At 67.5% G+C, this 11,553-nt stretch carries 13 protein-coding genes; 3 read left to right on the top strand and 10 right to left on the bottom strand.

All coding sequences use genetic code 11. From position 1 onward, the window contains the following. Nucleotides 1-56: 56 nt before the first annotated feature. The 4 genes from ACFVM3_RS40705 to ACFVM3_RS40690 all read right to left on the bottom strand — a co-directional run bounded on the left by ACFVM3_RS40705 (nt 57) and on the right by ACFVM3_RS40690 (nt 3,089). Complete coding sequence (locus ACFVM3_RS40705; RefSeq protein ID WP_126736294.1) at nt 57-779, bottom strand: DedA family protein; 723 nt, start codon at nt 777-779, stop codon at nt 57-59. 54 nt (nt 780-833) lie between these two features. Then, nucleotides 834-1,202, bottom strand: coding sequence for a hypothetical protein (locus ACFVM3_RS40700; RefSeq protein ID WP_378445120.1), 369 nt, complete (start codon nt 1,200-1,202; stop codon nt 834-836). Nucleotides 1,203-1,219: 17 nt separating this feature from the next. Then, complete coding sequence (gene nagA / locus ACFVM3_RS40695) at nt 1,220-2,422, bottom strand: N-acetylglucosamine-6-phosphate deacetylase (protein ID WP_378445121.1); 1,203 nt, start codon at nt 2,420-2,422, stop codon at nt 1,220-1,222. Between the two features lie 91 nt (nt 2,423-2,513). Then, nucleotides 2,514-3,089 carry a SigE family RNA polymerase sigma factor gene (locus ACFVM3_RS40690; protein ID WP_007032484.1) on the bottom strand — a complete coding sequence of 192 codons (576 nt, stop codon included), beginning with the start codon at nt 3,087-3,089 and terminating at the stop codon, nt 2,514-2,516. 139 nt (nt 3,090-3,228) lie between these two features. Between ACFVM3_RS40690 and ACFVM3_RS40685 the strand changes: the two genes are divergently transcribed. Beyond that, entirely contained in the window at nt 3,229-3,513 is a 285-nt protein-coding gene (locus ACFVM3_RS40685) for a YciI family protein (protein ID WP_378445119.1), read from the top strand. A 4-nt stretch (nt 3,514-3,517) separates the two neighbouring features. Here the strand turns inward: ACFVM3_RS40685 and ACFVM3_RS40680 are convergent, their stop codons facing one another. The 6 genes from ACFVM3_RS40680 to ACFVM3_RS40655 all read right to left on the bottom strand — a co-directional run bounded on the left by ACFVM3_RS40680 (nt 3,518) and on the right by ACFVM3_RS40655 (nt 9,319). Next, nucleotides 3,518-4,522: a PDR/VanB family oxidoreductase gene (locus ACFVM3_RS40680; protein ID WP_378445118.1), complete on the bottom strand. Its 1,005-nt coding sequence runs from the start codon at nt 4,520-4,522 to the stop codon at nt 3,518-3,520. Then, nucleotides 4,519-5,385, bottom strand: coding sequence for a metal-dependent hydrolase (locus ACFVM3_RS40675; protein ID WP_378445117.1), 867 nt, complete (start codon nt 5,383-5,385; stop codon nt 4,519-4,521). Before ACFVM3_RS40675 ends, ACFVM3_RS40680 begins: the two co-directional genes overlap by 4 nt. Continuing rightward, a complete protein-coding gene (locus tag ACFVM3_RS40670; RefSeq protein WP_378445116.1) occupies nt 5,382-6,851 on the bottom strand; it encodes a flavin-containing monooxygenase in 1,470 nt (489 codons plus the stop codon). Before ACFVM3_RS40670 ends, ACFVM3_RS40675 begins: the two co-directional genes overlap by 4 nt. Before the next feature lie 81 nt (nt 6,852-6,932). Next, complete coding sequence (locus ACFVM3_RS40665; RefSeq protein ID WP_378445115.1) at nt 6,933-7,406, bottom strand: pyridoxamine 5'-phosphate oxidase family protein; 474 nt, start codon at nt 7,404-7,406, stop codon at nt 6,933-6,935. A 4-nt stretch (nt 7,407-7,410) separates the two neighbouring features. Further along, complete coding sequence (locus ACFVM3_RS40660) at nt 7,411-8,301, bottom strand: SDR family oxidoreductase (protein WP_257483388.1); 891 nt, start codon at nt 8,299-8,301, stop codon at nt 7,411-7,413. Between the two features lie 106 nt (nt 8,302-8,407). Further along, the gene (locus tag ACFVM3_RS40655; protein ID WP_378445114.1) at nt 8,408-9,319 is read right to left on the bottom strand and encodes an aldo/keto reductase; all 912 of its coding nucleotides are present in this window, start codon (nt 9,317-9,319) and stop codon (nt 8,408-8,410) included. A gap of 50 nt (nt 9,320-9,369) precedes the next feature. On the opposite strand from ACFVM3_RS40655, the gene ACFVM3_RS40650 reads away from it, so the two are divergent. Both ACFVM3_RS40650 and fbaA read left to right on the top strand, forming a co-directional pair. Further along, nucleotides 9,370-10,191 carry an LLM class F420-dependent oxidoreductase gene (locus ACFVM3_RS40650; RefSeq protein WP_378445113.1) on the top strand — a complete coding sequence of 274 codons (822 nt, stop codon included), beginning with the start codon at nt 9,370-9,372 and terminating at the stop codon, nt 10,189-10,191. An 83-nt stretch (nt 10,192-10,274) separates the two neighbouring features. Next, complete coding sequence (fbaA, locus tag ACFVM3_RS40645; RefSeq protein WP_378445112.1) at nt 10,275-11,303, top strand: class II fructose-bisphosphate aldolase; 1,029 nt, start codon at nt 10,275-10,277, stop codon at nt 11,301-11,303. The last annotated feature ends 250 nt before the right edge of the window (nt 11,304-11,553 follow it).

Genomic DNA, 11,553 nt, shown 5'->3' with positions numbered 1-11,553 from the left:
CCCCCTTCCTTGCGCCTAACGCAAGGAAGGGGGCCTTCATGTACTTCGCGTAAGGGTCAGTCCCGCACGCGCGGGATCTGCTGCGTGACGTCCTCCGCGGTGTCGGCGACGAGGCCGGTCGCGGTGTTCGCGTGCTTCTTCTCGCGCCGCGACTTCAGGTACTCGATCACGATCGGCACCACCGAGACCAGCACGATCAGGATGAAGATCGCGTCCACGTTGTCGCGGATGAACGCGACGCCACCGAGCAGGTGACCGAGCGCGGTGATCCCGGCGGCCCACAGGATGCCGCCGATGACGGTGTAGACGAAGTACTTCTTCGGGTCCATCTTGCCGATGCCGGCGATCCAGGTGATGAACGTCCGCACGAACGGCACGAACCGCGCCAGCACGACCGCCTTCGGCCCGTGCTTCTCCAGGAAGGCGTGGGTCTGGTCCACGTACTTCTGGTTGAAGAACTTCGAATCCGGCTTGCGGAACAGCCAGGGCCCGATCTTCCAGCCGAGGCCGTAGCCGACCGCGTTGCCGATCAGCGCGGCGACGGTGACCAGGACGCACACCAGCCACAGTGGCGCCTCGATCGAGCCGTTCGCGATGAACAGGCCCGCGGTGAACAGGAGCGAGTCACCGGGCAGCACCGGGAAGATGCTGCTCTCGATGAAGATGATCAAGCAGAGGATGGTGACGACCGGAACGGTCAGTCCGCTGAGCAGGTGCTGCGGGTCCAGCCACTCCGGCAGGAGGCCCATCGTCGTCACGGTGTTCTGCGCCAGGATCACACCAAAACGGTACAGGGTGACGCTGAGTGCCCTGACCCGGCGGGACAGGGCGGCTCAGATCAGCGTGAGCAGCCCGATCACGGAGCCGGCGGCGAGCCCCAGCAGGACAGCCAGCAGCAACACCCAGTACGCGGGCAGAGGCGGGCTGCTCGGTGAAGGTGCCGGACGCTCCGCCAGCCTGGCCGTTTCCGCGTCCTCCAGCGCGACGCGCTCCCGTTCGAGCGAGTCGGCACCGGCGCCGGACAACAGCCCGTACTGAAGCGGCAGCTCGTGTTCTCCGGGAGACCCGAGGTTACTCTCGGTGTCCGTTTCGGCCGGTTTGTCCGTGGTCGTCTCGGAGGCCCGCTCCGCCGAAGGGGCGAAGACGGCTTGAGCGCGCAGGGCGTCGGCTAGGAGCTTCTCCGGGTCCTTGGGCTCGCTCATCCGGACTCCTTTCGCCGCTACCCGTCGCTGACCGACACACCGCCTTCGACCGCCCCGCTCAGTGGGGCCGTGGCGCTCAATGTAGCCGCAGCGTCGTCCTTGACCCACTCGCCCTGACGAAGCACCTTGACCGGCCGCAGGTCGCGGTCGAGCACGACGACGTCGGCCGCGAGCCCGGCGCGCAGCGAGCCGGTCCGGTCGGCGATGCCGAGCAGTTCGGCGGGGCGCCCGGAGGTCGCGCGGACGGCGTCGAGCAGGTCGATACCCGCCCCGCGGACCAGGTTGCGGAAGGCCGCGTCCATGGTCAGCGTGCTGCCCGCCAGTGAACCGTTGCCCGCCAGGGTGGCGACACCGTCACGGACGTCGACCTCGAGGCGGCCGAGGATGTAACTGCCGTCGGCGGCGTCGGTGGCCGACATGGCGTCGGTGATGAGCACGGTCCGGCCCTTGCCCGCGTGGTGCGCGGCCAGCCGCAGCACGGTCGGGTGCACGTGGACGAGGTCGCAGATCAGTTCGACGGTGATGCGCTCGTCGTCGAGGAGCGCGCCGATCGGGCCGGGTTCGCGGTGGTGGAGAGGCCGCATGGCGTTGAAGAGGTGGGTCGCGACGGAGGCGCCCGCGTCGATCGCGGGAATGATCTGGTCCTCGACGCCGTCGGTGTGCCCGATGGCGGCGATGACGCCCGATTCGGCCAGCTGCCGGACCGCCTTGATCCCGCCGTGCAGTTCGGGGGCGAGGGTGACCATCCGGATGTCGCCGCGGCCGGCGCCGAGCAGCGCGTTGACCGTGGCCGTGTCCGGCTCGATCAGCGTCGCCGGGTCGTGTGCTCCGCAGCGCGCCTTGGAGATGAAGGGTCCTTCAAGGTGAATTCCGGCAAGTTCACCCTCTTGGACCAGCTCGCGCAGTGCCGCGATCTGGTCCCTGAGCACCGGGACGGGATCCGAGACCAGACTGCCGAGCATGGTCGTGGTCCCGTGCCGCCGATGCGCGCGGATCGCGCGGAGCAGTTCCTCGGGGTTCGCGCTGGAGAACGACCCGCCACCGCCGCCGTGGCAGTGGGTGTCGACGAAGCCGGGCACGACCAGGCACCCGTCGACGTCCACGCGGTCGATGTCCGGGGGTGTCCCGGAACCGACTTGGACGATCTTGCCGGCGGCGATAGCCAGCCAGCCGTCGTCGAGTACACGGTCCGGGGCGACGACCCGGCCGCCCACGATCACGAAATCTCCGGCGCCTCTCACGCCCCCCAGCATATATTGGTCTGGACCAAGCATGGCGGCACAACCCAGCGCTCGAGATCAATGCCGGGTGTCAGTTCGGCGACTGCATCGCTTTCTGCAGTGCCTCCAGCGCCCGGCTGGCGGTTGACTTAACGGTACCTTTCGAGATGCCCGCGGCTTCGGAGATTTCGGCCTCACTCAGCCCACCGTAGTAACGGAGGACCAGAACCTCGCGCTGGCGAGGGGGCAGTTTGGACAAAGCGCTCACGACGGCCTGATGTTCACTCGACAGCATGGCGAGGCTTTCGGCCGAACGCGCGTTGACGGCGTGCGGTGCGACGTACTCGCGCGCGGTCTTGCGGCGGCGCAGCACACTGCGTGATCCGTTGACCACGGCGGTGCGCAGGTATCCGACGGCGGCGGCGGCGTCGCGCAGGCGTCCCCAGTTGCGGTGCAGGCCGGTGAAGGCCTCCTGGACGACGTCTTCGGCGGTCGCGGGTTCGTCCACGAGCAGGATGGCCAGCCGGACGAGCCGCATCCGGTGCTGGCGATAGAGATCCTCAAGGGTCAGCGGTGCCGCAGGCGGCGGAGGCGTGACCGGTCCGTCCATGGTGCGCAAGTGGCCGAGGGTCGCCTCGACACTGCGTTCCGCATTGCCCTCGAGCATGTACCCCTACCTGTTCATTTACCCCTTTGAAGCACAACCAGTGCATGGCGCCCGATCAGCGTATCGGGTGGGGCGGGAGTCCTGCCTGATCGGATCCTGAGAAGCTGGGGCGTCCGTTGGAGCGACCTTGGAGATGTCGATGGCCTGGTTCCTGGTGGAGATCACGTACGTGCAGGAGAAGCTGGCGGACGTGCGTCCCCGGCACCGGGAATTCCTTTCCCGCCTCGCCGACCAGGGCGTCGTCGCGCTCGGTGGCCCGCTGGGCGACGGTTCCGGCGGTATCTCGATGTACCAGGCGGCGGACGAGGCGGCGCTGATGGAGATCATCGACCAGGATCCGTACCACCTCGAAGGTGTCGTCGCGAAGCGGACCGTGCGCGAGTTCAAACCGGTGATCGGGTCCTGGATCCCGAAGGAAGCCTGACGGCTCAGAGATCGAGGGTGACCGGCTCGCGTTCGACACAGACCCGGACGCGGTCGCCGGTCACCGTCGGCAGCTCGCACGTCCCGCAGAAGCCCTGACGGCACGAATACGCGATACCGGGCACGGTTTCGCGCAGGATGTCGAGCGCCGACCGGTCGGCGGGCACGTCCAAAATCCTGCCGCTGCGAGCCAGTTCGACACGGAACGGCTCACCGCCGACGATCGGCGGCGCCGAGAACCGTTCGAAGAACACCGGCCCCGAACTCCGCAGCGCGGCGTCGGTCCGGACGCCGACGATCATCGGAACCGGGCCGCAGCAATAGATCGGCGCGCCTTCCGGTGCTCCTTCGAGCAACTCCGCGCCCGAAGCGGGGATCCCGTAGTCCGTGTCCGGACGAATCCGGACACGGTCGCCGAAGCGGGACAATTCGTCCAGAAACGGCATCGAGGCCTCGTCACGGCCGGTGTAGACCAGCCGCCAGTCCGCGCCCGCCGCGGCGGCCTGCCGCACCATCGGCAGAATCGGCGTGATCCCGATACCGCCCGCGATGAACAGATACGCCGGGCTCGCCACGAACGGAAACGCGTTGCGCGGGCCGCGCGCCGTGATCCGGGCGCCCTTCTTCAGCGCGTGCACCGCCGTCGAGCCCTCGCCCAGCAAGCGGACACCGACGCGGTACGCAGAGCGGTCGTCCGGATCACCGCACAGGGAGTACTGACGGACCAGCCCCGGCCGCGGCGAAAGATCGATATGGGCGCCGGGTCGCCATCGCGGCAGCGGTTCGCCGTGTTCGTGCACCAGCCGCAGGCCGGCGACGCCGTCGGCTTCGCGACGGACATCGTCGACGACCAGCGGGAGGTCACGGTCGACGACGGCCACCGGCGGCCGGCGGCGGCCGCTCACCCCGCTGAGCCTGCGGTACAGCGCGACGACACCGGTCAGCGACGCCATCGCGCGGTCGGTGCGCCCGCTGCCGTCGAGCCGCAGGGGCCGGGTCGGCGGCGTCACCGGGGTTCGTCGGCGGCCAGTGCGGCCGGGGAACTCGCGAGGTACGCGACCGCCTGATCGGTGTTGCCGGTTTCGGTGGGGTGATAGGACTTCCGGAAGTACGGCCGGATCTCGCGCCGCAACTGCCTTCCCGACGGCAGGAGCCCGAGCTTCGCCACGCGCAGATAGGTCCGGAAACTCGTCTTGCCCGGCCGCGTCGGGTCGTTCTTCATGAGGAACCTGGTGCCCCGCAAGAAAACCCAGGCGAGCACCGGCGTCACCACGAGCATGCTGCGCACGCGTCGGGTGTAGCGGCCGTCGAGATGCATGAACAGATCGAAGGCGACAGAGCGGTGCTCGACCTCTTCGGCGCCGTGCCAGCGCAGGAGATCCAGCATCGTCGGGTCGGCGCCGGCCTTGTCGAGCGCTTCGGCGTCGAGGATCCACTGGCCGAGGAACGCGGTGTAGTGCTCGATGGCGGCGACGATGGCGAGCCGTTCGATCAGCCATTCTTCGCGCAGTTTGGCGGAAAGCTCCCGATCGCCGAGCAGGCGGCGGAACATCCACTCCATCTGCGCGATATACGGCCGCACGTGCACGCCCGCCGCTTCGAGGTGTGCGGCGGCGCCGTCGTGCGCCTCGGCGTGCATGGCCTCCTGGCCGATGAAGCCGAGGACGTCCTCCTTGAGCCGCTCGTCGCGAATCAGCGGCACGGCCTGCTTGAACACCTCGACGAACCAGCGCTCGCCCTCCGGCAGCGCCAGATGCAGCACGTTGATCGTGTGCGTCGCCTGCGGTTCGCCGGGGATCCAGTGCATCGGCAGCGACGCCCAGTCGAATTCGACGTCGCGAGCGTGCAGGACGATCTGCTCGTGGTCCGTCACGAAGACCTCCCGCTGAGTTCGTAGTCGCTCGGGTCGACCTTGCGGGTTTCGAGCCAATAGCGCCAGGTGAAGCCCGGCCAGATCGTCCGGTTGACGCCCTTCGCGTCGAGGTACCAGCTCTTGCAGCCGCCCTGGGTCCACACGCCCTTGACGAGTTTGTCCTGGATCTCGCGCTGGAACTTCTCCTGCACACCGGCGCGGACGTCGAGCGCGGCGGCACCACGCGAGTCGGCGAGTTTGATGGCGTCGACTACGTAGCGCGCCTGCGACTCGATCATGAAGACCACGGAGTTGTGGCCCAGCGCGGTGTTCGGGCCGAGCAGGAAGAACAGGTTGGGGAAGCCGGAAACGGTGATGCCCTTGTGCGTGTGCATCCCTTCGGTGGCCCATTCCTTGGCGAGGTCGCGGCCGTCGACTCCGGTGATGTCCAGGTATTCCAAGGCATCCGTGACCTTGAACCCGGTGCCGTAGATGATCGCGTCGACCTCGTGCTCGACGCCGTTCCCGTCGACGACGCTGTGCGCCTTGACTTCCCGCACGCCTTCGGTGTTGACGTCCACATTGGACCGGTTGATCGCCGGGTAGTAGTCGTTGGAGATCAGCACCCGCTTGCAGCCCATGGTGTAGTCCGGGGTGACCTTCTTGCGCAGCTTCGGATCCTTGATGGCCTTGCCGATGTGCCGCTTCGCGATCACCTCGCCGGCCTTCATGATCGCGGGGTGGCCGTTGAAGCCGACGGCGCGCACTTCGAGGAACCAGTACAACGCGTTGCGGTAAAGCCGTTGCACGCCGGGAATCCGGCGGAACGCGGTCTTGGCCCAGCCAGGCATGGCGTGGTCGGGCTTCGGCATGATCCACGGCGGTGTGCGCTGGAACAGCGTCAATTCGTCGACCTCGGGGGCGATCTTCGGGACGAACTGGATCGCGCTCGCGCCGGTGCCGACCACGGCGACCTTCTTGCCGCGCAGGTCGTACTCGTGGTTCCACTGCGCGGAATGCCAGGTCTGGCCCTTGAACTTCTCGATCCCGGGCAGCTGGGGCACCTGCGGGATGTGCAGGCCGCCGACGCCCGAGACCAGGAACTGAGCCTCGAACTCACCCGATTTGGTGTGCACGTGCCAGCGGCGCTCGGTCTCGTCCCAGGTCGCGCCGGTGAGCTCGACGCCGAAGCGGATCTTGCGCCGCAGCCGGTACTTGTCGGTGACGTCCTTGAGGTACTGGAAGATCTCGGGGGCGGGCGAGAACGACCGCGACCAGTCCGGGTTCTGCTCGTACGAGAACGAGTACATGTGGGACTGCACGTCGCAGGCGCAGCCGGGGTACGAGTTGTCGCGCCACGTACCGCCGACTTCGTCCGCCTTCTCCAGGATCACGTAGTCGGAGATCCCGGCCTTTTCGAGCTGGATGGCCTGGCCGAGCCCGGAGAAACCGGTGCCCACGATCACGACCTTGAAACGCTCGGTCATCTGGCAATCCTCCACTTCGAGGCGTTCGTGCCCAGATGACGTTACCTCAAGTAACAGTTACTTTCTAGTACTACCTACCCGTCAGTATGTCCCGCCGAGCTTCGTGTGGTCCCAGCTCACGATCTTCGTCGGCCGGAAAATCAGCCCGATCCGCTTCGGGGCCTGCTTGCCGATGAAGTCCTCGAGCTCGTCGGGGACAGGGTCGCCCGGCTTCGCGCCCGCGTAGCGCTGCATGAGCTGGATACCCATCTGGGTGACCATGGCCGTATCGGTGATGACCTCGACGTCCGCTTCGAGCGAGACTCCGCGCAGCTTGTCGTAGCTCTCGCCGTCCTCGATGAGCACGGTCGCGCGGGGGTCGCGCTCCAGGTTCTTCGCCTTCTGGGATGTGCCATAAGTCCAGGTCGCGACGCCGGACTCGTGCGGGTAGTACCAGAGCGGCGCCAGATGCGGGCGGCCGTTCGGGCCGATCGTCGCGACGTTGATGACCTTCTGCTCGTCGAGGTAGGCGGCGAGTTCGTCAGGTGACATGCGGATCTGGTCGCGACGGGACATACGGTTACCCCTTTTTCGTGGCGGCCCGGCCTGCCTGACCGGTTATTGAAGATTCGTACGCGCCGCGCTGCTCGATGTCCACGAGTGCGGCCGCGTCGGCCTTCTTGATCCGGCCCTTCGCACCGATCTCGATGATCGGCGGCAGGAACGCGCGGATCAGCTTCAGGCCGCCGACCCAGCGGGGAACGTGGACGGTGCGGGCGCGTTTGTTGACCCCGGCCTGGAGGTGGTCGAGCGCGACCGACAGCGGGTAGGTCTTGCCGAGCAGGCCGGGCATGCCGGCGCGGAGCTTGCCGAAGACGGGGTGCTGGTCGGCGCTCTCGACGAGGTCGGTGCGGATCCAGGTCGGGTGCGCGACGCCGACCTTCACGCCGAGGTGCGCGACTTCGGCGCGGAAGCTGTTGCAGAACGCCTCGACGCCCGCCTTCGCGGCGGCGTAGTTGGCCATGCCCGGCGCGTGCGTGATCGCGGCCAGCGAGGAGATCGCGAGCAGGTAGCCCTTGCGGTCGATGACATGCGGAAGGGTGACGCGGAAGGTGCGCCAGACGCCGAGCAGGTCGACCTCGATGACCTTTTCGAAGGCGGCCGGATCCACCGACCGGACGAAACCGGAGGTCGCGATGCCTGCGTTCGCGATGACGATGTCGATCCCGCCGAAGTGCTCGACGACGCCCGCGGTGGCCCGCTCAAGGTCGTCCCAGCTGGTGACGTCGGCTTCCCAGGCGTGGGCGCTGGGGCCGATCTTGTCGGCGACCGCCTGCTGTTCCTTGGCTTCGATGCCGACCAGAGCGACCTTCGCGCCCTGCGCGGCCAGGCGCTCGGCGAGCCCCGCGCCGATGCCCCTCGCGGCGCCGGTGATCAGGACGACCTTGCCGTTCACGCTGTTCTTGGCCACGTTGCCTCCTCGTCCGAGCCCTAAGGCTTTCGGACGGTACCTCAACCTACCCGGAGTAAGCTACCCGCAAGTAAGTCCACATCCAGTCCTCTGAATGCGGGGGTTGTCAGCGCGAGGCGGCGGTGAGGGCGTCGATCTCGTCGGCGGTGAGGGTCAGGTCGACGGCGGGCAGGAGGTCGTTCAGCTGCTCGACCGAGCGGGCGCTCGCGATGGGCGCGGTGACGGTCGGCCGCGCGAACAGCCAGGCGAGGGCAACGGCGGCGACCGGGACGCCGTGGGACGCCGCGACCTCGTCGAGCGCCGAGAGCACCCGCTCGCCACGTTCGTCCAAATAGGACGAAGCGCGGGCGGCGCGCGGGCTGTCGCCGAGGTCGTCCTTCGACCGGTACTTCCCGGCGAGAAAACCCTTGGCCAGCGAGAAATACGGCAGCGTGGTCAGTCCTTCGCGGTCGACCGTCGGCGCCAGGTCGCGCTCGTAGTCCCGCTCGACGAGGTTGTAGTGCGGTTGCAGCGCGACGAACTTCGCCAGCCCCTCACGGTCCGAAATGGACAATGCTTCGCTCAGCCGTTCGGCGGAGTAGTTCGACGCCGCGATGTAGCGGACCTTGCCCGCGCGCACGAGCGCGTCGAAGGCCCGCAGCGTCTCCTCGATCGGGGTGTCCGGATCGTCGATGTGCGCGTAGTAGAGGTCGATATGGTCGGTACGGAGCCGTCGCAGCGAGTCTTCTGCCGCCGCCGCGATGTTCGCCGCCGACAGGCCCTTCCGCTCTTCCCACATACCGGTCTTGGTCGCGATGACGACGTCGTCGCGGCGGCCTCGGCGGGCCAGCCAGTCGCCGATGATCGTCTCGGAGCCGCCCTTGGAGTACAGGTCGGCGGTGTCGATGAAGTTGCCGCCCGCCTCGGTGTAGGCGTCGAGGACGGCGAACGACTGCTGCTGGTCCGCGGTCCAGCCGAAGACGTTGCCGCCGAGGTTGATCCCACGGACGTCGAGGTCGGTGTTCCCGAGTTTCGCCATACCCCGAACTTAAGGGAAGACATCGCCCCTTCGCGGCGTTACCTCGGTCCATGGGAATCGAACTCGGCAGGATCGGCATCTGGCAGCACGAATCCGTCTTCACCCCGGAGATCGCCCGTGAGCTGGAGGAACTCGGCTACGGCGCGATCTGGCTCGGAGGCTCACCGGACGGCGACCTCGTGAAGGCGGAGGAGCTGCTCGACGCGACGAAGACGATCAAGGTCGCCACCGGCATCGTCAACATCTGGAAGGACGACGCGGCCACGGTCGCCGAGTCGTACAAGCGCATCGAGGCGAAGCACCCGGGCCGTTTCCTGCTCGGTGTCGGCGCCGGGCACCGCGAGCACACCGCGGAGTTCAAGAAGCCGTACGCGGCGCTGGTCGAGTACCTCGACGCTCTCGACGCCGCCGGGGTGCCCGTCGAAGGCCGCGCGCTCGCCGCGCTCGGCCCGAAGGTGATCAAACTCGCAGGAGACCGTACGGCGGGCGCCCACCCGTACCTGATGACGCCCGAGCACACTCGCCAGGCGCGCGAGATCCTCGGCGAAGGACCACTGCTCGCACCCGAGCAGAAGGTCGTCCTCGAGACCGATCCGGCGAAGGCCCGTGAGATCGGGCGTGGCTCCGTCAAGTTCTACCTCGGCCTCGTCAACTACACGAACTCGCTGCGGAAACTCGGTTTCACCGACGAAGACCTGGCGGGTGAGGGCAGTGACAAGCTGGTCGACGCGCTGGCCGTGCACGGCGACGCCGAGACGGTCGCCCGCGGTGTCACCGCGCATATCGAAGCCGGGGCGGACCACGTCAACATCCAGGTACTGAACCAAGACCCCCTGCCGGTCTACCGGGCGCTCGCCGCGGTCCTCCTCTGACGCGACGGCTGTAGGCACCTCCCGGCCGACCTCGTACGATGCGGCCGAGAGGTGCACCAGCCTGCTTCGAGGAGGAGTAAACGATGCCCATCGCCACCCCCGAGGTCTACGCGGAGATGCTCGACCGGGCGAAGGCGAACGAATTCGCCTACCCGGCCATCAACGTGACTTCGTCGGAGACCCTGAACGCCGCCATCCGCGGGTTCGCCGAGGCGGAGAGCGACGGGATCATCCAGTTCTCCACCGGCGGCGCCGAGTTCGCGTCCGGCCAGAAGGTCAAGGACATGGTGACCGGTTCGGTCGCGCTCGCCGAGTTCGCCCAGGTCGTCGCAGCCAAGTACGACGTGAACGTCGCGCTGCACACCGACCACTGCCCGAAGGACAAGCTCGACGGCTTCGTCCGCCCGCTGATCGAGATCTCGGCGGAGCGCGTCAAGAACGGTCAGCACCCGCTGTTCCAGAGCCACATGTGGGACGGCTCCGCGATCGACCTCGACGAGAACCTCGAGATCGCGCAGGAGCTGCTCGCCAAGGCCGCGGCCGCGAACGTCATCCTCGAGGTCGAGATCGGCGTCGTCGGCGGCGAGGAAGACGGCGTCGAAGCCGAGATCAACGAGAAGCTGTACACCGCCGAGGGCGACTTCCTGAAGACGATCGACGCGCTCGGTTCCGGCGAGAACGGCCGCTACCTGCTGGCCGCGACCTTCGGCAACGTGCACGGCGTCTACAAGCCCGGCAACGTGAAGCTGCGCCCGGACGTACTCAAGGGCGGCCAGGAGGCGGCGGCGAAGAAGCTCGGCCTCGCGGCCGGTTCGAAGCCGTTCGAGCTCGTGTTCCACGGCGGTTCCGGCTCGCTGCCGGAGGAGATCCGCGAGGCGGTGTCGTACGGCGTCGTGAAGATGAACGTCGACACCGACACGCAGTACGCCTTCACCCGGCCCGTCGCGGACCACTTCTTCAAGAACTACGACGGTGTCCTGAAGATCGACGGCGAGGTCGGCAACAAGAAGGTCTACGACCCGCGTAGCTACCTGAAGGCCGCCGAGGCCGGCATGGCCGCACGCGTCGTCGAGGCCGCTCAGTCGCTGGGCTCCGCGGGCAAGAAGCTCTGACCAGTTCTGGTCTGGATGGTGAAGGGAGCTTTCACCGCATGACACGAGGTAAAGGCTCCCTTCACTTCGTGACATGCGGCGAAAGTCCCTTTCGGCCTCCCGTACGCCAGAACGTGTCGCTCCGGGGCTGCGTCACGCTCGACCAAGATCAGCACTCTGTCGGTCCGAGGCTCCGTGAAATGTCGGTGCCGTCCGCCGATCTCGCAAGTACGTGAAGGCCCCCTTCACTGCGCTAGACGCAGTGAAGGGG

The organism is Amycolatopsis sp. NPDC057786 (assembly GCF_042797905.1).
Classification (GTDB): domain Bacteria; phylum Actinomycetota; class Actinomycetes; order Mycobacteriales; family Pseudonocardiaceae; genus Amycolatopsis.
This window is presented reverse-complemented; position numbering and strand designations above follow the sequence as displayed.

Coding starts and splice junctions, on each gene's coding strand:
- ACFVM3_RS40700 (WP_378445120.1), bottom strand. CDS start 1,202: ATGAGCGAGCCCAAGGACCCGGAGAAGCTCCTAGCCGACGCCCTGCGC.
- ACFVM3_RS40690 (WP_007032484.1), bottom strand. CDS start 3,089: ATGCTCGAGGGCAATGCGGAACGCAGTGTCGAGGCGACCCTCGGCCAC.
- ACFVM3_RS40685 (WP_378445119.1), top strand. CDS start 3,229: ATGGCCTGGTTCCTGGTGGAGATCACGTACGTGCAGGAGAAGCTGGCG.
- ACFVM3_RS40670 (WP_378445116.1), bottom strand. CDS start 6,851: ATGACCGAGCGTTTCAAGGTCGTGATCGTGGGCACCGGTTTCTCCGGG.
- ACFVM3_RS40665 (WP_378445115.1), bottom strand. CDS start 7,406: ATGTCCCGTCGCGACCAGATCCGCATGTCACCTGACGAACTCGCCGCC.
- ACFVM3_RS40655 (WP_378445114.1), bottom strand. CDS start 9,319: ATGGCGAAACTCGGGAACACCGACCTCGACGTCCGTGGGATCAACCTC.
- ACFVM3_RS40650 (WP_378445113.1), top strand. CDS start 9,370: ATGGGAATCGAACTCGGCAGGATCGGCATCTGGCAGCACGAATCCGTC.
- fbaA (WP_378445112.1), top strand. CDS start 10,275: ATGCCCATCGCCACCCCCGAGGTCTACGCGGAGATGCTCGACCGGGCG.